General features: G+C 66.1%; 25 protein-coding genes and 1 tRNA gene. 13 read left to right on the plus strand and 13 right to left on the minus strand.

Annotated features, from left to right (window positions below; all coding sequences use genetic code 11):
- The first annotated feature begins 209 nt into the window (after positions 1-209).
- From ACSU04_RS15925 to ACSU04_RS15940, 4 genes are read left to right on the plus strand one after another with little or no spacing between them, the layout of a single operon-like run.
- Positions 210-1376, plus strand: coding sequence for an MFS transporter (locus ACSU04_RS15925; RefSeq protein ID WP_439280658.1), 1167 nt, complete (start codon positions 210-212; stop codon positions 1374-1376).
- Positions 1373-2272, plus strand: a complete 900-nt coding sequence (locus ACSU04_RS15930) for a sugar kinase (protein ID WP_439290252.1) — start codon at positions 1373-1375, stop codon at positions 2270-2272. Before ACSU04_RS15925 ends, ACSU04_RS15930 begins: the two co-directional genes overlap by 4 nt.
- A 33-nt stretch (positions 2273-2305) precedes the next feature.
- Positions 2306-3064: an alpha/beta fold hydrolase gene (locus ACSU04_RS15935; protein ID WP_439280660.1), complete on the plus strand. Its 759-nt coding sequence runs from the start codon at positions 2306-2308 to the stop codon at positions 3062-3064.
- A complete protein-coding gene (locus ACSU04_RS15940) occupies positions 3061-4221 on the plus strand; it encodes an acyl-CoA dehydrogenase family protein (protein ID WP_439280661.1) in 1161 nt (386 codons plus the stop codon). Before ACSU04_RS15935 ends, ACSU04_RS15940 begins: the two co-directional genes overlap by 4 nt.
- 114 nt (positions 4222-4335) lie before the next feature.
- Here the strand turns inward: ACSU04_RS15940 and ACSU04_RS15945 are convergent, their stop codons facing one another.
- From ACSU04_RS15945 to ACSU04_RS15965, 5 genes are read right to left on the minus strand one after another with little or no spacing between them, the layout of a single operon-like run.
- Positions 4336-5064: a FadR/GntR family transcriptional regulator gene (locus ACSU04_RS15945; RefSeq protein ID WP_439280662.1), complete on the minus strand. Its 729-nt coding sequence runs from the start codon at positions 5062-5064 to the stop codon at positions 4336-4338.
- Between the two features lie 37 nt (positions 5065-5101).
- Complete coding sequence (locus ACSU04_RS15950; protein WP_439290253.1) at positions 5102-5881, minus strand: 3-oxoacyl-ACP reductase; 780 nt, start codon at positions 5879-5881, stop codon at positions 5102-5104.
- Positions 5882-5908: 27 nt separating this feature from the next.
- Entirely contained in the window at positions 5909-7270 is a 1362-nt protein-coding gene (locus ACSU04_RS15955) for an aldehyde dehydrogenase family protein (RefSeq protein ID WP_439280664.1), read from the minus strand.
- A complete protein-coding gene (locus tag ACSU04_RS15960; RefSeq protein ID WP_439290254.1) occupies positions 7267-8079 on the minus strand; it encodes a gamma-glutamyl-gamma-aminobutyrate hydrolase family protein in 813 nt (270 codons plus the stop codon). Before ACSU04_RS15960 ends, ACSU04_RS15955 begins: the two co-directional genes overlap by 4 nt.
- Positions 8060-9415, minus strand: a complete 1356-nt coding sequence (locus tag ACSU04_RS15965) for a glutamine synthetase family protein (RefSeq protein ID WP_439290255.1) — start codon at positions 9413-9415, stop codon at positions 8060-8062. The genes ACSU04_RS15960 and ACSU04_RS15965 overlap by 20 nt, the downstream gene beginning before the upstream one ends.
- A gap of 151 nt (positions 9416-9566) precedes the next feature.
- Between ACSU04_RS15965 and ACSU04_RS15970 the strand changes: the two genes are divergently transcribed.
- Complete coding sequence (locus ACSU04_RS15970; RefSeq protein WP_439290256.1) at positions 9567-11111, plus strand: amino acid permease; 1545 nt, start codon at positions 9567-9569, stop codon at positions 11109-11111.
- 19 nt (positions 11112-11130) lie between these two features.
- On the opposite strand, the gene ACSU04_RS15975 is transcribed toward ACSU04_RS15970, so the two are convergent.
- Positions 11131-11403, minus strand: a complete 273-nt coding sequence (locus ACSU04_RS15975; protein ID WP_439280668.1) for a metal-sensitive transcriptional regulator — start codon at positions 11401-11403, stop codon at positions 11131-11133.
- A gap of 170 nt (positions 11404-11573) precedes the next feature.
- Between ACSU04_RS15975 and ACSU04_RS15980 the strand changes: the two genes are divergently transcribed.
- Positions 11574-12851, plus strand: a complete 1278-nt coding sequence (locus ACSU04_RS15980) for a DUF445 domain-containing protein (RefSeq protein WP_439290257.1) — start codon at positions 11574-11576, stop codon at positions 12849-12851.
- Positions 12852-12869: 18 nt separating this feature from the next.
- Here ACSU04_RS15980 and ACSU04_RS15985 read toward each other — a convergent pair whose 3' ends face one another.
- The 4 genes from ACSU04_RS15985 to hutH all read right to left on the minus strand — a co-directional run bounded on the left by ACSU04_RS15985 (position 12870) and on the right by hutH (position 18271).
- Positions 12870-13775 carry an arginase family protein gene (locus tag ACSU04_RS15985; RefSeq protein WP_439290258.1) on the minus strand — a complete coding sequence of 302 codons (906 nt, stop codon included), beginning with the start codon at positions 13773-13775 and terminating at the stop codon, positions 12870-12872.
- Entirely contained in the window at positions 13772-14947 is a 1176-nt protein-coding gene (hutI, locus tag ACSU04_RS15990; RefSeq protein WP_439290259.1) for an imidazolonepropionase, read from the minus strand. Before hutI ends, ACSU04_RS15985 begins: the two co-directional genes overlap by 4 nt.
- 110 nt (positions 14948-15057) lie before the next feature.
- A complete protein-coding gene (gene hutU / locus ACSU04_RS15995; RefSeq protein WP_439290260.1) occupies positions 15058-16722 on the minus strand; it encodes a urocanate hydratase in 1665 nt (554 codons plus the stop codon).
- Complete coding sequence (gene hutH / locus ACSU04_RS16000) at positions 16712-18271, minus strand: histidine ammonia-lyase (RefSeq protein WP_439290261.1); 1560 nt, start codon at positions 18269-18271, stop codon at positions 16712-16714. Before hutH ends, hutU begins: the two co-directional genes overlap by 11 nt.
- Positions 18272-18323: 52 nt before the next feature.
- On the opposite strand from hutH, the gene ACSU04_RS16005 reads away from it, so the two are divergent.
- The 5 genes from ACSU04_RS16005 to ACSU04_RS16025 all read left to right on the plus strand — a co-directional run bounded on the left by ACSU04_RS16005 (position 18324) and on the right by ACSU04_RS16025 (position 22623).
- Complete coding sequence (locus ACSU04_RS16005; RefSeq protein ID WP_439290262.1) at positions 18324-19100, plus strand: IclR family transcriptional regulator; 777 nt, start codon at positions 18324-18326, stop codon at positions 19098-19100.
- A 64-nt stretch (positions 19101-19164) separates the two neighbouring features.
- Positions 19165-20376: an OmpA family protein gene (locus ACSU04_RS16010; protein WP_439290263.1), complete on the plus strand. Its 1212-nt coding sequence runs from the start codon at positions 19165-19167 to the stop codon at positions 20374-20376.
- A 45-nt stretch (positions 20377-20421) separates the two neighbouring features.
- Positions 20422-20967, plus strand: coding sequence for a DUF3060 domain-containing protein (locus ACSU04_RS16015; protein WP_439290264.1), 546 nt, complete (start codon positions 20422-20424; stop codon positions 20965-20967).
- 4 nt (positions 20968-20971) lie between these two features.
- Positions 20972-21688, plus strand: a complete 717-nt coding sequence (locus tag ACSU04_RS16020) for a response regulator transcription factor (protein ID WP_439290265.1) — start codon at positions 20972-20974, stop codon at positions 21686-21688.
- A complete protein-coding gene (locus ACSU04_RS16025; protein WP_439290266.1) occupies positions 21685-22623 on the plus strand; it encodes a sensor histidine kinase in 939 nt (312 codons plus the stop codon). Before ACSU04_RS16020 ends, ACSU04_RS16025 begins: the two co-directional genes overlap by 4 nt.
- A gap of 113 nt (positions 22624-22736) precedes the next feature.
- Here ACSU04_RS16025 and ACSU04_RS16030 read toward each other — a convergent pair whose 3' ends face one another.
- Positions 22737-22871 carry a hypothetical protein gene (locus ACSU04_RS16030; protein WP_439290267.1) on the minus strand — a complete coding sequence of 45 codons (135 nt, stop codon included), beginning with the start codon at positions 22869-22871 and terminating at the stop codon, positions 22737-22739.
- A gap of 143 nt (positions 22872-23014) precedes the next feature.
- On the opposite strand from ACSU04_RS16030, the gene ACSU04_RS16035 reads away from it, so the two are divergent.
- Positions 23015-23935: an AEC family transporter gene (locus tag ACSU04_RS16035; RefSeq protein WP_439290268.1), complete on the plus strand. Its 921-nt coding sequence runs from the start codon at positions 23015-23017 to the stop codon at positions 23933-23935.
- 26 nt (positions 23936-23961) lie between these two features.
- The gene (locus ACSU04_RS16040) at positions 23962-24843 is read left to right on the plus strand and encodes a metallophosphoesterase (protein ID WP_439290269.1); all 882 of its coding nucleotides are present in this window, start codon (positions 23962-23964) and stop codon (positions 24841-24843) included.
- Positions 24844-24928: 85 nt separating this feature from the next.
- Here ACSU04_RS16040 and ACSU04_RS16045 read toward each other — a convergent pair.
- Positions 24929-25001: transfer RNA gene (locus ACSU04_RS16045), tRNA-Ala, on the minus strand.
- 54 nt (positions 25002-25055) lie between these two features.
- Positions 25056-25913, minus strand: a complete 858-nt coding sequence (locus ACSU04_RS16050) for a hypothetical protein (protein WP_439280681.1) — start codon at positions 25911-25913, stop codon at positions 25056-25058.
- Positions 25914-25977: the final 64 nt, after the last annotated feature.

A 25977-nucleotide genomic window follows, 5' to 3' on the forward strand; every position in this document is an offset into this window, starting at 1 on the left:
GATCTCGCGGTTCTCCAAAGCCGTTCAGAAATCTATCCACAGGTCGCACGCTACGCGGGGGTTCCGACATCCAATTTCCTGTGGACAAGCCCCTCCGGCGTGTCGCGGCGTGTCTCCATCACACCCACCCGGGTTCCGCTGCCGATGCCCAGTAACGTTGCCTTGTGGCGGGATATCGAGACCTTCTTCGCACCCCTGGAGTGGGGCGCATGATCGCAGCTCAGCTGACGGCGCGTTTCCCCAGCGGCATGGCATCGCTGGCGATCCTGCTGCATGTCGAGCAGCAGACCGGCTCGTATGGCGCCGCCGGCCTCGTGCTTGCGGCGACTTCGGTAGGCCAAGCAGTGTCCGGCCCTGTCACGAGCCGCTGGATGGGCGTGTGGGGCATGCGTCGAGTACTCACTCTCACCGCCACCGTCTGCACGCTCGCCGTACTTGCGCTGGGCCTGCTCCCCCTCAACTTGGCCGGCTATATGGCCTTCGGCCTCATGGTCGGGCTGTCGACTCCGCCGGTTCAGTCGGCGGTGCGCACGATCTATCCCAAGCTGGTCAATTCATCGCAGCTGACACCGCTGTTCTCGCTGGACGCGTCCCTGCAGGAGATCATCTGGATCCTCGCCCCCGTCGTCATCACTCTGGTGTCCACTCAGATCGGCACCACCGAGGGGCTGATGCTGGTCGCGATCATCCTGGTGCTGGGATGCAGCTGGTTCATCACCTCTCCCGAAGTCGGTCGTGTGCGTATCCCCCGCAGCCGTCGCGCCTTCGGCCGCGTGCTGATGAGACCACCTGTGGCGCTGGCGACTGTCATCGGGTTCCTCGTGATCGGCGCCTGTTCTGCCGTAGAGGTCGGTGTGGTCGCCACCTTCGAGCACGGCAGCCTCAAGGCCGGCGTCGTACTGGCGGTCTTCGCCGCCGGAAGCCTCGTCGGCGGACTGTCATTCGGGCACATCCCGATCGGGCCATGGGCGATGGCACGGCGCCTGATCCTCGTGACGGTGGGCCTTGCCTTGACCATGGTGATGCTCAACGCTTTTTGGCTGGGCGGCGCGCTGTTCCTCGCGGGTCTCGGCATCGCCCCTGCTCTCGCCGTGATGTTCGCCATCACCACGGCCAGCGTGAAGTTCAGCGAGACGGCAGAAGCCTTCGGCTGGGCCAGCACCGGCCAGCTCATGGGCGCCGCATCCGGCTCCGCCATCGCAGGATTCCTCGTCGACGGCACCGGCGGACCGCAGGGCGCGTACCTGGCAGCCGTACTGTTCGCTATCGTCGGTGTCATCGTCGCCGTGGTATTTGTTCGGGCACTCCCCGACCTGCGCCATCGAGACCCCAGCCCATTCCCTGACACTGAACCCGTGGCGGTTACCCCTTCATGAACCCTTCTTCCATACCCGAGATCGTCTGCATCGGCGAGACGATGGCGCTCGTGACACCTACGGATGCTGCGCTCTCCCAGGCACGCACGGCATCGCTGGGACTCGCCGGCGCTGAGTCGAACGTCGCTGCGGGGCTCGCCGCTGCCGGCCGGTGCGCGGCATGGGCTTCGCGTCTGGGCAATGATCCTCTCGGTGTGCGCATCTCCTCGGAACTGGAACGACGCGGCGTGGAACTCTGGGTCGAGCTCGATCAGGAGGCACCGACTGGCGTCATGTTCAAGGACCCGGGAGCTGAGGGTTCTGCCGTGCACTACTACCGCCGCGGCTCCGCGGCATCCCGCATGGATGCCGGGTACCTCTCCGCGGAGCGCATTGCGGGGGTCAGGATCGTGCACACCACCGGCATCACTCCCGCCCTCTCCGCCACCTGCCGCCAGATGGTCGATCAACTCTTCATTGATGCACGCGCCGCCGGTGCGCTGGTCTCGTTCGATGTGAATGATCGCCGTGCACTGTGGTCGCTGGCGGATGCTGCGGCCACGCTCGCTCGCCTCGCGAATGCCGCCGACATCGCCTTCGTCGGCCGTGACGAGGCGGAGCGGATCTGGGGCACGGCCACCGCAGAGGAGATCCGCGCATTCCTGCCGGACTGCGCACTGCTGGTCGTGAAGGACGGCGACATCGGCGCCACCGCATTCGACGGTGACGTCGATCCGGTGTTCGTGGCTGCCCCCGTCGTGGACGTCGTCGAACCGGTCGGCGCCGGCGACGCATTCGCTGCGGGCTTCCTCGCCGCCACGCTGGATGGCCTGCCGATGGCAGAGCGACTGCAGGCGGGGCACGTCTCGGCGGAGCGCGTGCTCACGATCGCCGCGGACATGCCACCCATCGACTGAGCACGCTGGCTCTGACGCTCGTAGGCTGGTCCTATGCCCGCACCTGTTCAGCTGCCTCATCTCTCCTGGGGCGCACCCGACTCGCCCAGAACTGCTCTCCTCGTGCACGGGCTCGGATCCTCTGGGGCTCTCATGTGGCGTCTCGGCGATGCGCTCGCGCACGCCGGATGGCACGCGGTAGCCGTCGATCTGCGCGGTCACGGTGAAGCACCACGAACACTGGACTACACGATCGGCGCGTATGCCGGTGACCTCGCAGCGATCGGCCCGACTCGAAGGGGCGCCTGGGATGCCGTCATCGGACACTCACTCGGTGGTGCGGCGAGCACTATGGCCGCGGCATCCGCGTCCTCCTGGACCGACCGGCTGATTCTGATCGACCCGGCCATCCTCGTCAAGGACCGCGACGCCTCGATCATCCGGCGCAGTCAGGAGCGCGCGTTCGCGGACAATCGCATCGATGCCGTGCAGCAAGAGCATCCGCACTGGCACCCGCAGGACAATGAGCTGAAAGTCGATGCCGTCACGCGCGCGAGCGGCTGGGCTGTGGAGCAGACCAGCGCCCAGAACCAGCCGTGGGATGTGCGAGCGGATGCCGCGCGACTGTCGATCCCCACGCACATCATCGGCGCGGATCCGAAGGTCTACAGCCTGTTCACCGGCCACACCGCCGAGAGTGTGCTGGCGTCGAACGCGAACATTTCGATGTCCGTCGTCGCCGGCGCCGGGCACTCCCCGCACCGAGACAAGCCGGATGAGACCATCCGTCAACTTCTGGAGGCACTCGCATGACATTCGATCCCACCACCTTTCTGCCGGACGATCTGCTCGAGCGCATCCGCGACCGGGCGCCGATCCACGACCGGGAGAACACCTTTCCGGAACAGGATCTCGACGAGCTTCGGGATGCCGGATACCTGAAGATCCTTGTGCCCACCGAACGCGGCGGTGCCGGACTCGGCTTGGAGCAGGCAGCGATTCTGCAACAGCGACTGGCAACCGCATCTCCCGCCACGGCGCTCGCGATCAACATGCACCTGGTCTGGACCGGTGTCGCCAAGGTCTTCAGCGACCGCGGCGTCGCGGGGATGGAGTTCGTGCAGGACGGCGCCGCGCGCGGCGAGGTCTTCGCCTTCGGAATCAGCGAGGGCGGCAATGACCTCGTGCTGTTCGGAAGCGACACCTCAGCCACGCCTCACGACGACGGCTCCTATTCCTTTACCGGCACGAAGATCTTCACCTCACTCGCCCCGGTGTGGGACAAACTCGGCCTGCATGGTCTCGATACCACCGATGCGGATGCTCCGAAGCTCGTGTTCGCGTTCATCGACCGCACGGACGCGGTGACGACCAGCGACGATTGGGACACTCTCGGCATGCGGGCGACGCAGAGCCGGACCACCCGTCTCGACGGTGCGGTCGCCGCAGCAGAGCACGTCGTGCGCCGCATCGCACCCGGCCCCAGCGCTGACCCGATCATCTTCGGAATCTTCAGCGTGTTCGAGTTGCTGCTCGCCTCGGTGTACACCGGCATCGCTCGCCGGGCGCTTGACCTCGCAGCCGAGGCCGTCCAGAAGAGACGCTCCAAGAAGACCGGACTGGCGTACAGCCAGGACCCGGACATCCGCTGGCGCATCGGCGACATGAGCCTCGCATACGACGCGTTGCCTCCGCAGATCGCTTCCCTCGCCCGAGACGTCGATGAGCAGGGTGATCACGGTGCACGCTGGTTCACGCTGCTTTCCGGCACGAAGCACCGCGCTGTGGTGATGGCCAAGCATGTGGTGGATCAGGCGATCCTCACCGCGGGCGGCAGCGCGTACTTCTCCTCGAACGAGCTCTCTCGCCTCTACCGCGACGTGATCGCGGGGATGTTTCACCCGTCTGATCCGGAATCGGCGCACTCCACCGCGGCGAGCGCAGTGCTCGGGCCGCTCGAAACGCCCTGAACCTTGCACACTTGCAGTACCAAAGCACGGATGCAAGGCGAAACACCGTGATTTCGCCCTGCAGGCGTCCGATCGCCCTGCATCCGTGCCACGCCGAGCCGCGAAGGGCGCCCCTCAGGCCAGGAAACCCCGCAGCAGCGCCTCGGATCCGGCGAGGTGGTCGCGCATCGCGTCTTCCGCGGCGTCCGGCTGTCCCATCAGGATGGCCGTGATGATCCGATCATGCTGCTCACCGGAGTGCTCGATATTGCGCGGAAGCAACGGGAAAGTGTCGAGCCAGGCGTTGATCCGCGCCCGATTCTCGGCGACGAGCGCCACGAGCGACGGAATGCCGGTGGCCTCGGCGATCTCCAGGTGTAGCAGCGTGTCCAAACGACGGTATTCCTCGGGTCCTGCCGGCAGCGCCGCCTCATGTCGTGCCCACAGCCGAGCTCTCGTGCCGGCGTCGAGTGTGCGCCCGGCTGCGGCCCGGGCTGAGCCGCTCTCCAGCACGAACCTCAACCCCAACACGTCATCGAGCTCCGCGGGGTCCGTGTGTCCGGAATCAGCGGGCATCGGCAGCGGGTCGGCGACGAAGGTGCCGCCGTACCTGCCGCGCCGAGGCTCGAGGTAGCCCGCATCGGCGAGCTCGCGGATCGCTTCGCGCACGGTGTCGCGGCTCACCCCGTAGGACGCGGCGAGCTCCCGCTCCGGCGGCAACGAATCTCCGGGGGCGACCACTCCGAGACGCACCGTCTGCACGAGCCGTGCAACCGTGTCCTCCAGCGCATTGCCACGCCGGAGCGGCCGAAAAACGGCCTTGCGAACCTCAATGAGGTCGCGCTCGCGTGGGTTCTCGCTCATGGTCTCATTTTCTCAAAGCCGACTTCACAGCCGGCACTCACAGCGGCGTGACGTACGCGTTTGTGATGCCACCGTCGACAACGAAGGCGCTGCCGGTGATGAACGATGCGTCATCCGAGGCGAGGAAGGCGACGGCCGCCGCCAACTCCTCTGGCTCGGCGAACCGACCCATCGGCACGTGCACGAGGCGGCGCTGCGCGCGCTCAGGGTCCTTCGCGAACAGCTCCTGCAGCAGCGGCGTATTGACCGGTCCTGGGCACAGCGCGTTCACGCGGATGCCCTGACGGGCGAACTGCACGCCGAGTTCACGCGACATCGCCAGCACTCCCCCCTTCGAGGCGGTGTAACTGATCTGCGAGGTGGCCGATCCGAGCAGCGCAACGAAGGATGCCGTGTTGATGATCGACCCGCGTCCGGCTGGAACCATGTGACGAAGGGCTGCGCGGCTGCACAGGTAGACGCTCTTCAGGTTGACGTCCTGCACGAGGTCCCAGGCCGGCAGTTCGGTGGTCTCGATCGAGTCGTCGGATGCCGGTGAGATACCGGCATTATTGAATGCGATATCGATGCGGCCGAATTCCTCGGCGACGCCGTCGAACAGGGTGTTCACCATGGCTTCGTCGGCCACGTTCACTGGACGAAAAACACCGCCTATTTCGCTGGCAGCGGCCTCGCCGGCGATGGGGTCCATATCGGCGATGACGACGAACGCGCCCTCGGCGGCGAAGCGGCGTGCGGTCGCGAACCCAATGCCGCTCGCGCCGCCGGTGATGATCGCAACGCGGTCCTTGAGACGCTGGGTCAGATCGATGGTCATGTGCATTTCCTTCAGTACAGGTGGTGGTCAGGAGGCGTCGGTCGCGAAGAAGACGTTCTTCGTCTGGGTGAAGTGCTCGGCAGCATCCGGCCCGAGCTCGCGCCCGAGACCGGAGGATTTCATCCCGCCGAACGGTGTGGCGTAGCGCACCGAGGAGTGCGAGTTCACCGAGAGCACGCCAGCGTGTACGCCCTGGGCCACGCGCATCGCACGGCCCAGATTCTCGGTCCACAGCGAACCGGCGAGTCCGTAGACCGTGTCGTTCGCCAGGCGGATGGCGTCGGCTTCGTCGTCGAAGGGCAGCACCGACAGGATCGGTCCGAAGATCTCGTCCTGGGCGATCCGGTCGCCGGGCCCGGCGAGCACGACGGCGGGCGCGAACCAGAATCCGTCCCCGCTCGGCGCGCTCCCTCGGTAGGCGATGTTCGCGCCGTCGAGAAAGGATGCCACGGTGTCGCGATGCGACGCAGAGATGAGCGGGCCCATATCCGTGCTCTCCTGGCTCGGATCGCCGACCTTCCAGCTCTGCACTGCGGGTTCGAGCAGCTCGAGGAAGCGATCGTAGACACTGCGCTGCACGAGCAGACGACTACGGGCGCAGCAGTCTTGGCCGGCGTTGTCGAACACCGAGCCTGGTACGGCGGCTGCGGCCTTCTCGAGATCGGCATCCTCGAACACGATGTTCGCGGACTTGCCACCCAGCTCCAGGGTGACCGGTTTCAATGCTCTGGCACAGCCCGCGGCGACGTCGACTCCGACCTCGGTGGAACCGGTGAACACGACCTTGCGCACATCCGGATTCGTGACGAAGCGCTGTCCGACGACCGAGCCCGAGCCGGTGATGACCTGGAAGAGCCCCTCGGGCAGGCCAGACTCGACAGCGAGCTCACCCAGACGGAGCGCAGTGAGAGGAGTGAGCTCGGCCGGTTTGAGCACAACAGCATTGCCCGCGGCGAGCGCCGGAGCGAATGCCCACGACGCGATCGTCATCGGGAAGTTCCACGGCACGATCACCCCGACGACGCCGTAGGCCTCGTGGAAAGTGACATCCAGTCCACCGGCGACCGGGATCTGCCGACCGGAAAGCCGCTCCGGGTCAGCGGAGTAGTAGTTCAGCACCTGGGCCACATGACTCGCCTCCCAGCGAGCTGAGCCGATCGGATGCCCAGAGTTGAGCACCTCGAGCTGGGCAAGCTCTTCGGTCGCGGCCTCGACGTGGCGGGCGAAGGAGCGCAGGGCCTCGGCGCGTGCGGCCGGCGCCAGCGATGCCCAGCGGCGCTGGGCGACGACGGCGCGCGCGATCGCGGCATCCACCTCATCGATGCTCGCGCGTGAGACGTCGCGAATGGCCGTCGCGGTCGACGGGTTGATCACGGTGAATGCGCTCATCGCACGCCCTCCTTCTGCTGATGCTGTACGTTCTGAATCTTTTGCGCGGCGAACTCGCGAGCCTCGGCGACCAGTCCCTCGAACAGATGCCGGTTCTCGGCGTTCTCCTCCGGATGCCACTGCACGCCGACGAGATAGCCGTTGGCGGTGTCCTCGAAGGCCTGCACGAGGCCGTCGTCCGTGCGCGCAGAGACGGTGAGCCCTTCGCCCAGGCGGTCGATGCCCTGGTGGTGGTAGCTGTGCACGCGGAACGCGCCGTCTGTTAAAGCCGCGCCGATCACGTCGGCGAGCATCGTGCCAGGAACGACCGCGACGTCATTCGATGCGAAGACTCCGCCGCCGAGCTTGTACCGATCGGTGCCGAGAGACTCCGGCAGGTGCTGCTGCAGCGAGCCGCCGCGGGCGACGTTCACGAGTTGCAGTCCGCGGCAGATCGCCAGCACCGGCATCCGTCGACGCTCTGCGGCACGGAAAAGGGCGAGCTCCCACGCATCGCGGTCGACACGCGCGGCGTCTGTCATCGGGTGACGCTCGGCCCCATAGAGCTCGGGCTGCACGTCTGCACCTCCGGTGAGGATGAGCCCGTCGAGACCAGCGATCGCGGCATCCGCCACTTCCGCTGCCTGTGGGGGCAGCAGCATCGCGATGCCACCGGAGGATGTGACGCTCAGCAGATACTGCTCCGGTAAGAACGCGGCGCGCACATCCCACACGCCCTGCGTTGCGCGCTCGAGATAGGTGGTGACGCCGATCAGCGGAAGGCGTGCACGCTCATCGCCTTTCGAGTGTTCAGAGTCGTTCGAAGCCACGGACGCGCTCCCAGTCGGTGACGGCGGCGTCGAAGGCCTCGACCTCGATGCGCGCCTGGTTCAGATAGTGCTCCACGACGTCATCCCCGAAGGCTGCGCGCGCGATCTTCGATTCGCTGAACAGCCGAGCCGCATCCCGCAGCGTCGTCGGAAGATGATCGACGTCGGCGGCGTAGGCCGAGCCCTCCAGGCGCGGCGGGAGCGTCAGTTCGTTCTCGATGCCGTACAGACCTCCCGCGATGATCGCGGAGATGCTGAGATACGGATTCACGTCACCGCCCGGCACGCGATTCTCGACCCGCAGCGACGGACCATGACCGACCACACGCAGCGCGCAGGTGCGGTTGTCGATCCCCCATGCCACACCTGTGGGTGCGAAGCTGCCCTCGGCAAATCGCTTATAGGAGTTGATCGTCGGCGCGTACAGCAGTGTGAACTCGCGAAGAGTGGCGAGGATGCCGGCGATCCAGTGCTCCATCTCCGGGCTGAAACCGTACTCACCGTCGCCCGCCATGACGGATTTGCCATCGGCATCCCGCAGCGAGAGATGGATGTGACAGCTGTTGCCCTCGCGCTCATTGAACTTCGCCATGAACGTGAGCGACTGGCCGTGCTGCTCTGCGATCTCCTTCGCACCGTTCTTGTAGATCGTGTGCTGATCGGCGGTCTCGCGCACCTCGGCGTAGCGGAAGGCGATCTCCTGCTGACCGAAGTTGCACTCCCCCTTCACACCCTCGTTGTATAGCCCCGCGCCGTCCATGCTGTTGCGGATGTCGCGCAGCAGCGGCTCGAGGCGAGTGGTGGCGAGCAGGTTGTAGTCGACGTTGTAGTCACTCGTCGGTGTGAGGCCTTCGTACTTGCGCGCCCAGGCCTCGCGGTAGGTGTCCTCGAAGACGATGAACTCGAGTTCCGTGGCGGAAAAAGCTGTCCAGCCGCGCTCGGCGAGACGGTCGCGCTGCCGGTCGAGGATGGCGCGGGGCGAGGGCGCGACAGGTGTGCCGTCTGCCCAGACGAGATCGGCGATGACGAGCGCCGAGCCCTCAATCCACGGGATACGACGCAGCGTCGCAGGATCCGGACGCAGCCCCATGTCGCCGTAGCCCTTGTCCCAGCTCGACATCGCGTAGCCGTCCATCGTGTTCAGGTCGACGTCGACGGAGAGCAGATAATCGCACGATTCCGCGCCGTGGTCGAGCACCTCTTCCTGGAAGAGTCTGGCGGAGATGCGTTTACCGGCGAGGCGTCCCTGCGCATCTGCGAAGGCGACGATCACGGTGTCGATCTCGCCCTTCGCGATCGCCTCGTCCAGCTGCTCGACGCTGAGGTTTCCCGGCATGTTCCGCTCCACTCCGTCTGCGCCCGGTGTTCGTCCGAGCACTTCGCACACTAGAACACTTTCAGGTCTAAAGGTAGACGAATCAGACCATTAGGTGTCACAATCTCTCGCAAGGCGCTCCCGCGTCTGTCCAGGTGCGAACGGAGTTCGGATGTCTGAGCAACAAAGTGGGTCCCGCAAGGTCGCTGGGGCGACCTATACACGAGCCGGAAGCGAGTACTTCGCGAAACGCTCGCTCAGGCGCAGCGCCGGCGTGTGGGGCCTGTGGGGGCTTGCAGTTGCCGCCGTCATCTCGGGCGACTTCTCCGGCTGGAACTTCGGCATCGAGTTCGCCGGCTTCGGCGGGATGCTGATCGCCTTCGCCATCCTCGTGATCATGTACTACGGCATGATCTTCGCCATCGGCGAGATGGCATCCGCGATGCCACACACCGGCGGCGCGTACTCCTTCGCCCGTTCGGCCATGGGGCCGTGGGGTGGTCTGGTCACCGGCGCCGCCGAGACCATCGAGTACGTCGCGACCACGGCGGTGATCGTCTACTTCTCCGCGTCCTATGCGAACGGGATTACCTCGGAGCTCCTGGGGCTGACTCTGCCCGGCTGGGTCTGGTACCTGATCCTCTACATCGTCTTCATTGCCCTGAACTCTGCGGGCGCCGCCATTTCGTTCCGCTTCGCGATCATCGTCGCGGTGATCTCGATCGGCATCATCCTCGTCTTCTCGTTCATGGCGCTGTTCTCCGGCGCGTTCTCATGGGATGCCCTGTGGGACATCGTGCCCGACGAGGGGCAGAGCGTATTCCTCCCGCATGGGGTGCTGCCGATCCTGTTCGCGCTGCCGTTCGCGATGTGGTTCTTCCTCGGCATCGAGGAGCTGCCGCTTGCCGCGGAAGAATCGCACAACCCCACCCGCGACATCCCCAAGGCGGGTTTCTGGGCTCGCGGCACGCTCATCATCACAGGCCTGCTGGTGCTCTTCCTCAACACCGGCGTTCTCGGCGCCGAAGCCACCGGCAAGGCCGGTGAGCCACTGCTCGACGGATTCCGCGCGATCGTCGGCGATCAACTGGCCGCAGTCCTCGCCCTGTTCGCCCTCGTCGGCCTGCTCGCGTCACTGCAGGGCATCATGTTCGCCTACGGGCGCAACATGTATTCCCTCTCCCGCGCCGGCTATTACCCGCAGTTCCTTTCCCTCACCGGCAAACGCCAGACCCCGTGGGTCGCGCTCGTTGTCGGCGCCGCGATCGGCTTCATCGCGCTCATCGTGCTTGACGTGCTGGCCGTAGTCGATGAGGCGGGCGCCGGCACCGTCGCCGGTGCGATCGTGCTGAACATCGCCGTCTGGGGCGCCGTGCTGGCGTACGGACTGCAGCTGATCTCGTTCATCATCCTGCGCAAGAAGTTCCCGAACGCCGACCGCCCGTACCGCAGCCCGTGGGGAATCCCCGGGGCGGTCGCCGCTCTCGTGATCGCGGCGCTCATCTTCGTCGGCTTCCTCCTGAACCCGACGTTCGGGCCGGCGATCATCGCCATCGCGATCGTCTATGTGATCATCCTGCTCGGATTCGGACTGTTCTTCCGACACCGCCTCGTGCTCTCACCGGAGGAAGAATACGCGCTCTCCGGCGGCGAGCACGGCGACCCTCAGGCGGAGGGATATGACGCCATGGAGGGCGAGGTATTCGATAAGAAGTAGTCCCCACCGGGGGCGTGGACTACTTCTTATCGAAGTCGAACGCCTTGAGCAGCTCGCCTACAGCCTGCTCGCGCTCCTCGCCGCCCTGTTCGAACATGTCTGTGACGTGCGTACGCAGGTGATTCTCGAGCAGCAGGCGGTTGAGGGACTCGAGCGAGCGCTGGATGGCCCGGGACTGCGTGATGATGTCCATGCAGTACTCCTCGTTCTCGATCATCCTGGTGACGCCGCGCAGCTGTCCCTCAAGGATGCTGGTGCGATGCAGAGCGCGCTTTTTGATGTCTTCGATCACGATCCGAGAGTACCCCGCCCCACTCTCGGGGAACACTTGCAGGGCCCGCGTGGCACACCTGCAGGGCGATCGTACGGATGTCTGGCGAAACGCCGCTGAATGGACCTGCATCCGTGCATCGGCACTGCAAGTGTGCGCGACGAGAACATCGCGCGTGCGAGGATGACGTCATGCCGCGCACCCCACTGGCCTTTCTCTCACCCGCCGATCAGGAGCGACTGCGCGCGCTTCGTCGAATGAAGGCGATCGCGGTCGGTGCGCTGGTGTTCATGGCGGTCGTGTTCGTCATCGCGTTCTGGCTGCAGCAGCGCCAGCCGTGGCTCGGATATGTCCGCGCAGCAGCCGAGGGTGGAATGGTCGGCGGCCTCGCTGACTGGTTCGCTGTCACCGCGCTGTTTCGCAGACCGCTGGGTCTGCCGATTCCGCACACCGCGATCATCCCGAACCGCAAAGACGAGATCGGGCGCACCCTGGGTGAGTTCGTCGAAACGAACTTCCTTGCCGCTGAGGTCGTGCGCACCAAGCTCACCCAGACCGCGATCGCACAGCGCGCCGGCGAATGGCTCCGACAGCCATCGCACGCGGAGCGGGTTGCCGCCGAAGGCTCGACGATCGCGATTGCCGTCCTCAATGCACTCAGCGACGATGACGTCCGCGATCTCATCACAGACCTTGCGCGCGAGCATCTGGTCGATCCGGAATGGGGCCCGCCCGCCGGCGCCTGGCTCGAGAAGATTGTCGAAGCGGATGCCCATCACGGCGCAGTTGACCTCGCCGCAGACAGCATCTCGACGTGGCTGGATACCAACGGCGAGGCCTTTGCCGGCCTCATCTCCCGGCGCCTGCCATCGTGGGTTCCCAAGCTCGCGCACCGCTTCGTCGACGAGACCGTTTATCACGAGGCCGTCAAGTTCGTTCATGCGGTGCAGGCCGATCCGCAGCATCCGGCCCGCCTCGCGATCGACGGATACCTTGGCCGCCTTGCCGACAACCTACAGAACGACCCCGCCACCCGCGCAAAGTTGGAGAACGCGAAAGCGTCACTTTTCGACAGCCCCCGCGTGGGTGCGCTGGCCACGGAGGCCTGGAACACCGCGAAGGCGGGCCTGCTGAAGTCCCTCGCGGATCCTGCGAGTGGTCTGCGCGCACGCGCGGCGCAAGCAGTACAGGAAGTCGGCGAGCGGCTGACGACGGATGCTGCGCTGCAGAAGCGCGTGGATACCTGGGTGTCCGACGCCGCAGTGTTCCTCGTCGATCGTTACCGGCACGACATCGCGTCGATCATCACCGACACCGTCGAGCGCTGGGATCCGGCCGAGACGACGGAGAAGATCGAGCTCATGGTCGGTCGCGACCTGCAGTACATCCGACTGAACGGCACCGTGGTGGGTGCGCTGGCTGGGCTCGCGATCTTCACGATCGCACACGCCGTGATTCCGGGGGTGTGAGCTTCGACCCCTGTCCGCTCAGCGCGCGGCGAGGCCGGCGAGCATCTCCAGCACGCACAGCGCTGCGAGGCGCACGGTGCGGCCGTCGGCAGAGTCTGCGGTGGCATCCACCTCGGCGATGTCGGCGCTGACGATGCGGGCGTCTGCGGTGAGAGCACGCACCAGCGCACGCAACTCGAAGGCGGCAAGCCCACCGGGCACGCTCGCCGGGCATCCGGGAACTGCCGAACGATCGGCCGCGTCGACATCGACGTCGAGATGGATCCGAGCCTCGGCATCCACTCCTGCGATCTCGTGCGCCTCGCTGACGACGTCGGCGAGACCGCGGCGACGCAGCTCGTCCAGGGTGATGACGCGGATGCCCCAGTCCGCTGCGCGCTGCGCGTAGGCGGCGGAGTTCGCATAGTCGGCAATGCCGATCTGCACGATCCGCGTCGGGTCGATGCGTTCTTCGGTCGGGGCATCCTGCACCAGCCGACGCACGGGCGATCCGTTGGAGACCCCCTCGCGCAGATCGAAGTGGGCGTCGATCGTGATGAGTCCAGTGGCGGCAGCGCCGCGCGCCACCGGGTAGGTGAGGGAGTTGTCACCGCCGAGCGCGATGACAAGCCTTGCCGCCGCCGACAGTTCGGCGACGCGGGCGATCGTGGCGGTGATTCCGGTATCGCTGTCCGGCTCGTCGATATCACCGGCATCCGCGATCCGCAGCGCAGCGTTCAGATCGACAACGGGCGGGCCCATCAGCGTCGCACTGTATCGAGGAAGGGCCTCGCGGATCGCCGCCGGTGTCGCGTGTGCGCCGGTCGGTGAGAGCGAGGTGCGCCAGGTCGGTACGCCGAGGAGCACGGCATCCGCTCGGTCTCCGGGCTCGAACGAGGGCCAGCCGCCCGCGCGTGGCCAGAGGTCATCGTGTGTGAGGGTCATGGGTATCGCTCGCCGTCCTTCCAGACCTGTCGCACCAGCGGTACGCCGGGACGATATGCCAGGTGCACGTGCGTCGGGGCGTTCAGCAGCACCAGGTCGGCGCGCGCGCCGGGTCGGATGATGCCGATGTCATTGCGGCGCAGTGCTCGCGCGCCGCCGGCCGTCGCTGCCCAGAGCGCTTCGGCCGGCGTCATGCCCATGTCGCGCACGGCGATCGCGATGCAGAACGGCATCGACGAGGTGAAGCTCGACCCAGGATTCGTGTCGCACGCGAGAGCGACGGTGACGCCGGCATCGATCAGCCGACGTGCGTCCGGATAGGGCTGCCGAGTGGAGAACTCGACGCCGGGCAATAACGTCAGCACGGTGTCGGATGCCGCGAGCGCGGAGATGTCATCATCCGTCAGGTAGGTGCCGTGATCGATGGATGCCGCGCCGAGTTCGACAGCCAGCTGCACTCCCCCGCCCGGGCCGAGCTGGCTGGCGTGCACTCGCGGCACGAGGCCCCTCGCTATTCCGGCTTCGAGCACGCGCCGAGACTGCTCGACGGTGAAGGCGCCGGTCTCGCAGAAGACGTCGATCCACCGCGCGTGTGGAGCGCAGGCATCCAGCATCTCCCCGATGACCAGGTCGACGTACTCGTCCGAGCGGTCTGCGTACTCCGCGGGGACGACATGTGCGCCCAGGAACGTCACCTCCGGAGTGACCTCGGCGGCGAGCTGCACCAATCGCTCCTCGGTGTTCACGTCTAGGCCGTAGCCACTTTTAATCTCGACGGTCGTCGTGCCCTGGGCGAGCAGCTCATCAACGAATCCGCGCAGCCGTGTGCGCAACTCGTCCTCTGTCGCTGCCCGTGTCGCCGCAACGGTGGATCGTATGCCGCCCGCGGCATACTTCTCCCCCGCCATGCGCGCCTCGAACTCCGCCGCGCGATCGCCCGCGAAGACGAGGTGGCTGTGGCTGTCGACGAATCCCGGAATGATCGCGCGTGCCCCAGCATCCACCACCTCCGTTTCCTGCCCATGGGTGGTTGGGGCGGATGCTGCCGGCCCGACCCACGCGATGCGTCCATCCTCGATGAGCACCGCCGCGTCACGCAATATCCCGCACTGGTCGCCGTCCGCGTCGACGTTGGTCACCAACTCCCCAATGTTCGAGATCAAGGTGCGCATCGTCTACCTCTTATCAGTCGTCGAGTGGGCGTTGGTGGCTCGAAAATCCCGCAAAACCGAGCCACGAGCGCCCACTCGCAAGGGGTGGGGGGTTGGGGTTGGGGTGGCGGTCATGGCATGGGGAGCTTTAGGCCGCGGGTGCGGGCTACTTCGCGGGCACGTTCGTATCCGGCATCCGCGTGGCGCATGACGCCGGTGCCCGGGTCATTCGTGAGCACACGTTCGAGCTTCTCGGCCGCCAGTGCCGTGCCGTCGGCAACACACACCTGCCCGGCATGGATGCTGCGGCCGATCCCGACCCCGCCACCGTGGTGCAGCGAGACCCAGGATGCCCCGGATGCCGTGTTCAGCAGCGCATTCAGCAGCGGCCAGTCGGCGATGGCGTCCGAGCCGTCGGCCATGGCCTCGGTCTCACGGTACGGCGAGGCGACCGACCCGGCATCCAGGTGGTCACGTCCGATGACGATCGGCGCTTTCAGCTCGCCCGAGGCGACCATCTCGTTGAACTTCAGCCCGGCCAGGTGACGCTCCTTATAACCGAGCCAACAGATCCGTGCCGGCAGCCCCTCGAAGTGCACCTTCTCCGCCGCCTGATCGAGCCAGCGGTGCAGGGCCGCATCCTCCGGGAACAGCTCCTTCACCGCCTGGTCGGTTGCTGCAATGTCAGCGGGATCACCCGACAACGCCACCCAGCGGAACGGCCCCTTCCCTTCCGCGAACAGCGGGCGGATATACGCGGGAACGAAGCCCGGGAACGCGAATGCCCTCTCGAACCCGCCCAGCTCGGCCTCGCGCCGGATGGAGTTCCCGTAATCGAAGACGGCGGCGCCGGCATCTTGGAACCCGACCATCGCGGCGACGTGCGCGGCCATCGACTCCCGAGCACGCAACGTGAAATCCTCCGGGTCACGCTCCGCTTCGCCCTTCCACTCACCAACTGAGACCCCGACTGGCAGGTATGCGAGCGGGTCATGTGCGCTGGTCTGGTCGGTGACGATATCGATCGGCACACCCCGACGAAGGAGCTCAGGGAAGATCTCGGCAGCGTTGCCGACCACTCCCACGGAAAGTGCCTCGCCGGCATCTTTGGCGGCGAGGACATCTGCCACGGCCGAGTCCAGGTCGGTCGTGTATCGATCAAGGTAGCCGTGCTCCACGCGACGAGCGAGTCGCGTCTCATCGACGTCGACGATCAGCACTGCACCGCCGTTCATCGTGACGGCGAGTGGTTGCGCCCCACCCATGCCGCCGGCCCCGCCGGTGAGAGTCAGCGTGCCGGCAAGCGACTCGCGACCGAGAGAGCGCGCCACCTCGACGAAGGTCTCGTACGTGCCCTGCAGGATGCCCTGCGTGCCGATGTAGATCCACGACCCCGCCGTCATCTGCCCGTACATGGTGAGCCCGAGCGCCTCGAGCCGGCGGAATTCCGGCCACGTTGCCCAGTCGCCCACGAGATTGGAGTTCGCGATCAGGACGCGCGGCGCCCACTCGTGCGTGCGGAACACGCCGACTGGTTTGCCGGACTGCACGAGCAGGGTCTCATCCGGCTCGAGCTCATCGAGCGTGCGGATGATCGCGTCATACGCCTCCCAGGAACGGGCTGCCTTGCCAGTACCGCCATAGACCACGAGATCTTCCGGATGCTCGGCCACCTCCGGATCGAGGTTGTTCATCAGCATCCGCTTGGCGGCCTCCGCACCCCAACTCTTGGCGGTGCGTTCGTTGCCGCGTGCGGCGTGGATGTCACTCCGAGACAGCGGCGTTTCATGAGACAAGAGCGTTCTCCTTCGCAGTACGAGCAACAGCGCCCGATCGGACGAGCTCGGTGACGGCTTCAATCTCGGGCGAGAGGAACCGGTCGGGGCCGGGCCCGTCGGCGACAGTGCGGACGAGGTCGCGGACGGCGCCGGTCACCGCTCCCGCCTCGAGCGGCGCACGCAGGTCGAGCGCGCGAGCACCGGTGAGCACCTCGATCGCGATCACGCGAGTCAGCCCGTCGATCGCGCGACGGAGTTTGCGGGCCGCAGACCAGCCCATCGAGACGTGATCCTCCTGCATCGCGGATGACGGTATCGAATCGACGGATGCCGGAGCGGCAAGACGCTTCAGCTCGGAGACGATCCCCGCAGCGGCATACTGCGCGATCATGAGGCCGGAGTCCACGCCAACCTCATGTGCGAGGAACGGCGGCAGGCCGCGGTTGCGGGCAGCGTCCAGGGCGCGGTCGGTACGCCGCTCGGAGACGCTGGCGACATCGGCCACCGAGATCGCCAAGAAGTCGAGTACGGCCGCGACCGGAGCACCGTGGAAGTTTCCGTTCGACTCGATCCGGCCGTCCACTGTGATGACAGGGTTGTCGATCACACTCGCCAGCTCACGCGAGGCGATTGTGGCGGCGTGTGCCATCGTGTCGCGCATGACCCCGTGCACCTGCGGTGAGCAGCGCAGCGAGTACGCATCCTGCACTCGGCCGTCTTCCGGGCCCCTGTGGCTGGCGAGAATGGGCGACTCCGCGAGGAAAGCACGCAGATTCGCCGCCGACTTCGCCTGCCCGACCTGCGGGCGCAGCGCCATCAGATCAGCGGCGAATACGGCGTCCGTTCCCAGCTGACTCTCGATCGACATCGCCGCCGCGAGGTCTGCGGTGGTGATGAGGGTTTCGAGATCGTGCAGGGCGAGCAGCAGCATCCCGAGCATGCCGTCGGTGCCATTGATGAGGGCGAGACCCTCCTTCTCCACGAGGACGAGCGGCTCAATTCCTGCGGCCGCGAGCGCCTCGGACGCGGCCTGCAGGATGCCTTCCACCCGCACCTCGCCCTCTCCCATCGCTGCCAACGCGATATGCGCGAGCGGGGCGAGGTCGCCGGAGCAGCCCAGCGATCCGTACTCTCTGACGACCGGGGTGATACCCGCGTTCAGCATGGCGGCATATGTTTCGGCGACGACGGGACGCACACCTGTGCGACCGGATGCCAGGGTCTGCAACCGCAGAAGCTGCAGCGCCCGCACCACCTCGGCCTCAACCTCATCCCCCGTGCCCGCAGCGTGTGAGCGGATGAGACTCGCCTGCAACTGGTGGCGTCGCTCTGGCGCGATGAATGTGGTCGCGAGCGCACCGAAGCCGGTGGAGACGCCATAGTGCGGATCCGGGTCCGCGGCGAGCGCGTCAACGATGCCACGGGTCTCGGCAATCCGGTCGAGTGCCGCGTCATCGAGCATGATCCGCGCACCGTGCCGAGTGATCGCGACGACATCGGCCGGGCTCAAGACATCGGCGCCGACGCGCGCTGCACCGCCGACGAGGATAGGGGGAAACTCTGCCATGGCTTGATTCCACACCCTGGCACTGGCGGCGAATAGAGGCGCATGACATCCTTTGTCTGTGATTCCAGACAGTACAAGCGGAGCGCAGGTTCCCGCTGCCGACCAGACCCTGCGCATTCTGCGGTATCTGGCGGGGCGCCCCGCATCCGTCGCTGCATCCGCGATCGCTCGCGAGTTGGCCTTGCCCCGTTCGACGGTTCACCATCTGCTGAACACCCTCGCCGCGCACGGGTTCGTGCTGCACCTGCGCGAAGAACGACGCTGGGCACTGGGAACGGCGGCATCCGAGCTCGCCGGCGGATTCGCTCGCCAGCAACCGCTGGCACGACTCGGTCGCCCTCTGGTCGCGGCGCTCGCCGACCGTCTGGGAGAGAGCACGCACCTGGCCGTGTTGAGCGGCAGCGACGTGGTCTACATCGTCGAAGAGCGCGCTCCGCGGCGTCCGGCACTGGTCACCGATGTGGGTGTGCGGCTGCCAGCGCATCTGACGGCGACCGGCCGCGCGATGCTGGCTGCGCTCCCCCGCGAGCAGGTGCGGGCGCTGTACCCGGACGCATCGGCGTTCTCCACCCGCACCCACCGCGGACCGAACACGCCCAGAGAGCTCCGCGAGCTGCTGCGCAGCATCCGCGCCGCTGGATTCGCATCGGAGGACGGCGAGGTGACGGAGGGCATGCGATCGGTGGGAGCCGCGGTACGCGACACGTCAGGATGGCCGCTCGCCGCCGTCGCCGCGACCTGGTCGAGCGATACCGGGGCGGCACAAGCGGATGCCGCGAGCGCGGTGATTCAGACCGCAGCAGAGCTCCAGCGCAGACTGCGCCATTGACGTGTCGCAGAACTGCGACATCGGCGCGACAGGACGGCGACATCGGTTCGATACTCTCAAAGGCATGAACACGACCGCACGCCGAGCAGTGGCCGCCCTGAGTACCGCTCTCACGCTTATCGCCGCAGCCGGATGCTCGGACCAGATTCCGGCCGAATCGACGCCGACGGCACCCGCCGCAGTCGAGTCTGAACCTGCGGCGAGCACGCCCGAGCCCGATGCACCCACTGGCCTGCCCACGGTCGCGGGATATGCCGAGGGTGAGTTCCCGCCGGTGCCGCTGTTCCAGCTGCCCGACCTCTCCCTTCTGGACGCGAGTGTCTCTTCCTTCGCGATCGAGGTTCGCGACGACTTCGCGACGATCCCCGGTGTGACGGTCTCTGCCGCGCAGTGCGATGCCGGCGGCAGCGTGATCGCCGGCAACGGCAGCGCCTACCTGTACGGCGACGGCTCGGGCAACTACACCGGCTCTGACGGCAGCATCCAGAACTACGGTGACGGGTCAGGCTCGTTCACTCTCAACGGTGTGACGGTCGACAACTACGGTGACGGATCGGGCACCTACGACGATGGCACCGTCAGCATCCAGAACTACGGCGACGGCTCAGGCGTCTACAGCGATGCCAGCATCAGCGTGAACATCTACGGCGACGGCTCCGGCGTCTACACGGCAGGCGCCGTGGTCATCAACAACTACGGCGACGGATCTGGCAACTACGCAGATGGCTCCGTCAGCATCGAGAATTACGGCGACGGCTCCGGCGTCTACAGCGACGCTGACATCACGATCAACAATTACGGTGACGGGACCGGCACGATCGATGGCGTACCAATCGAGGTCGAACCGATCGCGATCGTGCCGGTGCTCGGAGTCTTTCCTCCCCTGAGCACGCTGCAGCCGATCGAGTCATGCGGCACCATCCTCACCTTCCAGGACGGCGTGCTCTTCGACTTCGACCGCAGCGAGGTGCGCGCTGACGCTGCAGGCACCCTCAAGACCGTCGCAGCCGTGCTGACAGAGTATGACGTGCCCCAGGCGATCGTGTCCGGCCACACTGACGCGATCGGCTCCGACGACGACAACCAGACGCTCTCCGAGGATCGTGCCGCATCCGTGGTCGCCGCTCTGGAAAAGGCCGGAGTCACGTCAGCTCTCACCGCAGAGGGATATGGCGAAACCAGCCCCGTTGCCGCGAACGAGATCGACGGCGAGGACAACGCGGCCGGCCGTCAGCTCAACCGCCGCGTCGAGATCTTCATCCCTGCGGCTCTCTGACCCCATACTTCTGCCCATCTCACCGGTCCCCCTCAAGGAGACAGCATGCTCACCGTCCGTTCACTCGCGATCGCCGCAGCCGTTGGCATCCTCATCACCACGCTCACCGGATGCGCCGTGTCTGTGACCGACCCCGATACGGATACGACGCAGGAGTCCGCCGTTGAGACTGAGCCGCAGGAAGCGGTAGCCAGCGACGAGGATGCCCCGGACGACGCCGAGGACGGCCCCGTGAACGCAGACTCCGGTCCCACCGAGTGGAGCGCCGAGGTCGGCGAGGCCCGCGATGAAAAGCTCGCCTCTGTCATGAAGACCGTGACCTGCGACGGCGACCTCGTCCTCGGAGACAACGAGACCGGGCAGGTCATCCAAATCGAGGGCCCCTGCGAGCACCTCGTTCTCGATATGCACGGCGGCTTCGTCGTAGCGGGAGAGATCACCACCCTGGATATCCGCGGCGTCGGGAACGCGGTGTTTGTCGACGCGGTGACCACGCTCAACGTCACAGGAGACGGCGGCGCCGTGTACTGGCTCGGCCCGACACCGGCTGTGAACGATAGCGGCGCCGGCAACGTGCTCACGGCAGGATGAGTCTGTGGCATCCGACCGACCCCGCCTCCTCCTCGTCGATGATGACGAGGCGATCACCGGCGCGCTGAGCGCGTTCCTGGAGCGCAGCGGCTATGACGTCCACATCGCCGGCGATGGCCGGGCGGGTTTGGATGCCGTGGCCGAACAGGTTCCTGATCTCGTCGTCAGTGACGTCCTGATGCCGCACATGGATGGACGCGAGTTCGTGCGCCTGTTGCGCGAGCGCGACCTCTGGCTGCCGGTGATCCTGCTCACTCAGGTCGGCGAATCGTGGGAGCGCAGCGCGGCACTGGACGAGGGCGCAGACGACTATCTGAACAAGCCGTTCGATCCCCAGGAGCTACTCTCACGCATCCGCGCGGTGCTGCGAAGGGCATCGCAGGGTGCGGGCGGACTGCCGGCAGCGACGAAGTTGCGTGCCGGAGAGCTGCTCCTGGATCGGACGTCCCGTCGGGCGTGGCTGGCGGAGCGCGAGATCACTCTGACCCCCAAAGCGATGACGCTGTTGGAGTACCTGATGACGCATCCGCAGGAGGCGCTACCGCGAGAACGGCTGCTCGCGGCACTGTGGGGCTTTGATTTCGCCAGCTCAAGCCGCGCAGTCGATCATCGGATCGCCGAGCTGCGTCGGGTTCTCGGCGACGACCCGACCACACCTCGCTTCATCGATACCGCACCGGGTCTCGGGTATCGCTTCATCGCCGCGGTGGTGCCAGCGTGAGCGCCGCAAGTCGCTTCGGCTGGAACCCCGCTCACCGTGTCAGATTGGCCGCCGCGGTCATCAGCCCGGTCATACTGGGCGCTGCAGCAGGTGGCATCTTGCTCTTGCTCGGCGAACGCCGCAGCCTGACGATCGCGATGGCGCTTCCCGCCGTCTTCCTGGCCGCAGGCGTCCTGATCAGCCTGATCGTGGGGATCGCCCTACTCGTGCGCTCGCGCCGTCGCCGCAGCAGGGGGCGTGTCGCCACCGCCCACATCGAAGGCGAGGCCGTGGGCCAGCGCACAGAGCGCGAGAGCCATCGCAGGTTCCTGGCCAGGCTCGACCATGAACTCAAGAATCCGCTGACCGCGATTCTCGCGACCGCCGCAGGCCGAGACTCACCGGAATGGCACACAGTGGATGCGCAGGCTCGAAAGCTGGGCACTCTCGTCCGAGATCTGCGCAAGCTTGCCGAGTTGGAGACGCGAGAACTGGAGCGAGAACAGGTTGACCTCGAGGTCGTGCTCGAAGAAGCTGTCGATGCGATCCGCCAGCGCGACGCCGCCTCGGCGGCCCGCATCCGCGTGGACGTGACGCGAGTTCCGTGGACCGTGCCGCCAGTGCATGCCGACATCGATCTGTTGTCGCTCGCTATCGACAACGTCCTCGGCAACGCCGTGAAGTACTCCGCCGAGGGCTCGATCGAGGTTCGGCTTCGCGAGGAAAGCGGATGGGCAGTCATCGAGGTCGCTGACGCGGGACGCGGCATCCCCGCAGTCGATCTTCCCGTCGTATTCGACGAGCTGGCGCGCGCACAGAACGCACGCGATGTGCAGGGCTCAGGGCTCGGTCTCACGCTCGTGTCGACGGTGCTCGCCCGACACGGCGGCGACGTCGCGCTGCGTTCTGTCGAAGGATCCGGCAGCGTGATCACGCTGCGCCTGCCGCTGCGCTGAACCTGAGTCTGCCGCTGCGCTGAACACTCTCGCCGCTGCGCTGGAAAAGGTGGAAGGGGCCGCAGGCTCACCCGCCCGCGACCCCCTCTCAGGAGTCGGATTTCTCCGTCAGATCAGCCAGCCGCGCCCTTGCGGGACTTAATGAAGCTCTCCGGCTCCTGCTTGGCACGCTTGACTGCTCGCTTCTCTTTCAGCGACAGCTTCGCGGATTTCTTACCTGTTCGTTCTGTGGGTGTCTTTCCAGACATCGAGACTCGCTTCCCTCTTATTCGGCTGGCGGGTGTAACCACTGACCATAGCCAGTTCCACGGTGAAGTCAAATTTCCCGGTGAGAAGGAAAAAACGTGTTCTCCGAACCGGTCAGGAGATCCGGAGCGACTACGCTCAGAACGTGCTCGATACACTCACGGGATTCGTTGTCGTCGGGCTCGCGATCGCCGTCGGATATCTCATCGGGCGCATCGACCTTCTCGGCCCGCACGCCCGCCATGTGCTCGGGCGACTGACGTTCTTCGTGCTCTCCCCCTTCCTGCTGTTCACCGTGCTCGCTCAGGCCGATGCATCGATGCTGTTCTCGTCGCTGCTGCCTGTGTCCGCGATCGCTGCGGTCGTGGTCATTGGTGCGCACGCGCTCGTGGCGAAGTACATCTGGAAGCGCAGCGTCGGTGAGACCGTCATCGGTGCGCTGTCGGCTGGGCAGGTGAACTCGAACAACATCGGCATTCCGCTGTCGCTGTATCTGCTGGGCAGCGCCGCGTACCCGGCGCCGGTAATCCTGCTGCAGTTGATGGTGTTCACACCGATCTCGCTGACGATCCTCGACGCCGTCACGAGTGGGCGTACGTCGCCCTGGCGCACCTTCGTGCGCACGGCGACGAACCCGATCATTCTCGGCTCAGCGCTCGGGACCCTCGTCTCGGTGTTCGACATCGAACTGCCGCCGATCGTGATGGAACCGACCACTCTGTTGGCGAACGCCTGCGTTCCGGTGTTGCTGATCAGCTACGGCATCTCACTGCACGGCCAGAAGGTTCTCGGCACCTCGGGGCACCGTAGGGACGTACTGCTCGCGAGCACCTTGAAACTGCTGATCATGCCGCTCGTCGCGTGGGTCACCGCACAGTTCGTGTTCGGTCTGTCCACGCACGAGGTCTTGATCGTCGTCGTTCTTGCGGCGCTGCCGACCGCACAGAACGTCTTCAACTACTCGCAGCGCTACGACATCGGCGAGGCGATGTCTCGCGATACGGTCTTCATCACGACGATCGGCTGCGTACCCGTGCTGCTGATCGCGACACTGCTCTTGGGGTGAGGGCGGGCAACTGGAAGAGTGTCAGCATGAGCGCTCTCCGCATCCTGCACCTCAGCGACACCCATTTCTCCGCAGACGGCGGGCGTCACTACGGCGTCGTCGACACTGCCGAGCACCTGGGCAGAGCACTGGCGCATGTCGAACACCTCACTTTCGACCTGGTCGTCGTCTCAGGCGACGTCAGCGATGACGGCTCTGAGGAGTCGTACCGCCTGGTCAGGGATGCCGTCATCCCCTGGGCCAGAGATCGTGGAGCACGCACGGTGTTCGCGATGGGCAATCACGACCGGCGCGACGCCTTCCGCGCCACGCTGGGTGGCGGACAACCGGATGCCAGTGAACAGGAACTGCCGGGCATCGATCTGGACCGTCCTGTGGCGTCTGTCGCCGAACAGGACGGGTGGCGAGTCATCGTTCTCGACAGCTCGGTGCCTGGCGCGGGATTCGGCACCCTCGAGGCCGCGCAGAAGCAGTTCCTGCGCGAGCTTCTCGCCACCTCCGCGACGCACGGTACGGTCGTGGTCGTGCATCATCCACCGGTCAGGGCGCAGACCGTTCTGCTTCAGGCCCTCGCTCTCGACGAACGTGACGGGCAGGACCTGATCGACATCGTGCGCGGCACCGATGTACGCCTCATCCTCGCTGGCCACTACCACCAGGCCATCACGGAGTTCGTGGGTGGAGTTGCCGTCACTGTTGCTCCCGGCGTGACGAATATCTCCCACGCCTTCGCCGACCCGACCGAGGAATCCGCGATCGACGCTTTCGGCGGCTCGGTCATCACGATCGACGACGACCGGGTGCGCGTGGTTCCGTTTACCGAGCGGCTGACACCGGATGACGTGGTCTTTCACTTCGACGCGGATGTCGTGGCGCAGATCGTTCAGGATGCCGGCCGGCCGGACTGATCGGGCGCACTGAAGCGGCGCTGATCAGAGGAAAACGAAGAAGCCCCGCCGGAGCGGGGCTTCTTCTTACTGTCTCAACACAGTGTGGACCTAAGGGGATTCGAACCCCTGACCTCCTCGATGCGAACGAGGCGCGCTACCAACTGCGCCATAGGCCCATGAACCTCAGCTAGATTATCACGCCCGAAAGGTGCGATGCGCCGCTCGAGAGCTCAGCCGACGGCGCGGCGTTGCAGCAGCTGACGCACGTGTTCTTCGATTTCCGCGTCATCCACGAAACCCATCTTCGCGTACGGCGAGGCGGGCGCCTTGGCTGCGGGGATGGCGACCGGTGCGGGCTGTGCCATCTCTTCCGCGCGCTCACGCAACCGGGCGACGCGTTCGGCACGGCGCAGTTCCTGTTTCGCCTCGATCTCGGCCCGTGCCGTCTGCGCCAGCGAACCGCTGACCGATACCAGCGGCGCGGGCAGCGGGCGGGGCGTCCACGTTGCGCGACCCTGATCATGCAGCGGCGGTGCCACGCGCGCAGCCGCGCTCTCGACGACGACCTCGGCCGGCCGACGAGCCGCACGAAGCGACACGGATGCCATCTTCTGCAGCGTGGCCGCGGCAACGACGGCGAGCGCACCACCGATCCAGATCATCAGCTGCGCGCCACCAATCAGCACCTGCCATACACCCAGCCCCACAAGCACCAGACCGGCAAGCAGCAGAACTGTCGCCACCATGCGTACGTTGCGACGAGCGCGCGCCTGTCGCATCACCGGATCGGCGCGGGTCGCGGCAAGCTCGGCACGAAGGCGCACCAGCTCAGATGCTTCCTTCTCCGACTGCAGACGCTTCACCAGCTTCTGTTGGGCCAGCACGGTGCGTGCGTTGAGCTCGAGGTGCACTTCATTAGGTGTCTCACTCGTTTCCGCCAGCACACGCAGCGCCTGATTCAGGCGCACAGCGTTCCGCTCCGAGGCGTTGTACTGATACCGGCCACGCCACGAGGGCAGCAGGTACAGCATCCAGAGCAGCACCGAGACAAGGACGATGACGCCCCCACTCAGTACTGGCCCATTCATAGGGACAACGGTATGCGACGCAGGCCAGCCTTCGCCTCAGTCGAGGCGCGTGTCGCTCGCGGGA

Origin of the sequence: Microbacterium sp. A84 (assembly GCF_051842815.1) — a bacterium.
Classification (GTDB): Bacteria; Actinomycetota; Actinomycetes; order Actinomycetales; family Microbacteriaceae; genus Microbacterium.

Excerpts from the sequence above, each read along its gene's own strand:
- ACSU04_RS15985 (WP_439290258.1), bottom strand. The coding sequence starts at position 13,775 with ATGACCCTCACACACGATGACCTCTGGCCACGCGCGGGCGGCTGGCCC.
- hutH (WP_439290261.1), bottom strand. The coding sequence starts at position 18,271 with ATGGCAGAGTTTCCCCCTATCCTCGTCGGCGGTGCAGCGCGCGTCGGC.
- ACSU04_RS16050 (WP_439280681.1), bottom strand. The coding sequence starts at position 25,913 with ATGAATGGGCCAGTACTGAGTGGGGGCGTCATCGTCCTTGTCTCGGTG.
- hutI (WP_439290259.1), bottom strand. The coding sequence starts at position 14,947 with ATGCGCACCTTGATCTCGAACATTGGGGAGTTGGTGACCAACGTCGAC.
- ACSU04_RS15935 (WP_439280660.1), top strand. The coding sequence starts at position 2,306 with ATGCCCGCACCTGTTCAGCTGCCTCATCTCTCCTGGGGCGCACCCGAC.
- ACSU04_RS15940 (WP_439280661.1), top strand. The coding sequence starts at position 3,061 with ATGACATTCGATCCCACCACCTTTCTGCCGGACGATCTGCTCGAGCGC.
- ACSU04_RS15980 (WP_439290257.1), top strand. The coding sequence starts at position 11,574 with ATGCCGCGCACCCCACTGGCCTTTCTCTCACCCGCCGATCAGGAGCGA.
- ACSU04_RS15945 (WP_439280662.1), bottom strand. The coding sequence starts at position 5,064 with ATGAGCGAGAACCCACGCGAGCGCGACCTCATTGAGGTTCGCAAGGCC.
- ACSU04_RS16015 (WP_439290264.1), top strand. The coding sequence starts at position 20,422 with ATGCTCACCGTCCGTTCACTCGCGATCGCCGCAGCCGTTGGCATCCTC.
- ACSU04_RS16030 (WP_439290267.1), bottom strand. The coding sequence starts at position 22,871 with ATGTCTGGAAAGACACCCACAGAACGAACAGGTAAGAAATCCGCGAAG.
- ACSU04_RS15950 (WP_439290253.1), bottom strand. The coding sequence starts at position 5,881 with ATGACCATCGATCTGACCCAGCGTCTCAAGGACCGCGTTGCGATCATC.
- ACSU04_RS15930 (WP_439290252.1), top strand. The coding sequence starts at position 1,373 with ATGAACCCTTCTTCCATACCCGAGATCGTCTGCATCGGCGAGACGATG.
- ACSU04_RS16010 (WP_439290263.1), top strand. The coding sequence starts at position 19,165 with ATGAACACGACCGCACGCCGAGCAGTGGCCGCCCTGAGTACCGCTCTC.
- ACSU04_RS15955 (WP_439280664.1), bottom strand. The coding sequence starts at position 7,270 with ATGAGCGCATTCACCGTGATCAACCCGTCGACCGCGACGGCCATTCGC.
- ACSU04_RS15965 (WP_439290255.1), bottom strand. The coding sequence starts at position 9,415 with ATGCCGGGAAACCTCAGCGTCGAGCAGCTGGACGAGGCGATCGCGAAG.
- ACSU04_RS15970 (WP_439290256.1), top strand. The coding sequence starts at position 9,567 with ATGTCTGAGCAACAAAGTGGGTCCCGCAAGGTCGCTGGGGCGACCTAT.
- ACSU04_RS15925 (WP_439280658.1), top strand. The coding sequence starts at position 210 with ATGATCGCAGCTCAGCTGACGGCGCGTTTCCCCAGCGGCATGGCATCG.
- ACSU04_RS16040 (WP_439290269.1), top strand. The coding sequence starts at position 23,962 with ATGAGCGCTCTCCGCATCCTGCACCTCAGCGACACCCATTTCTCCGCA.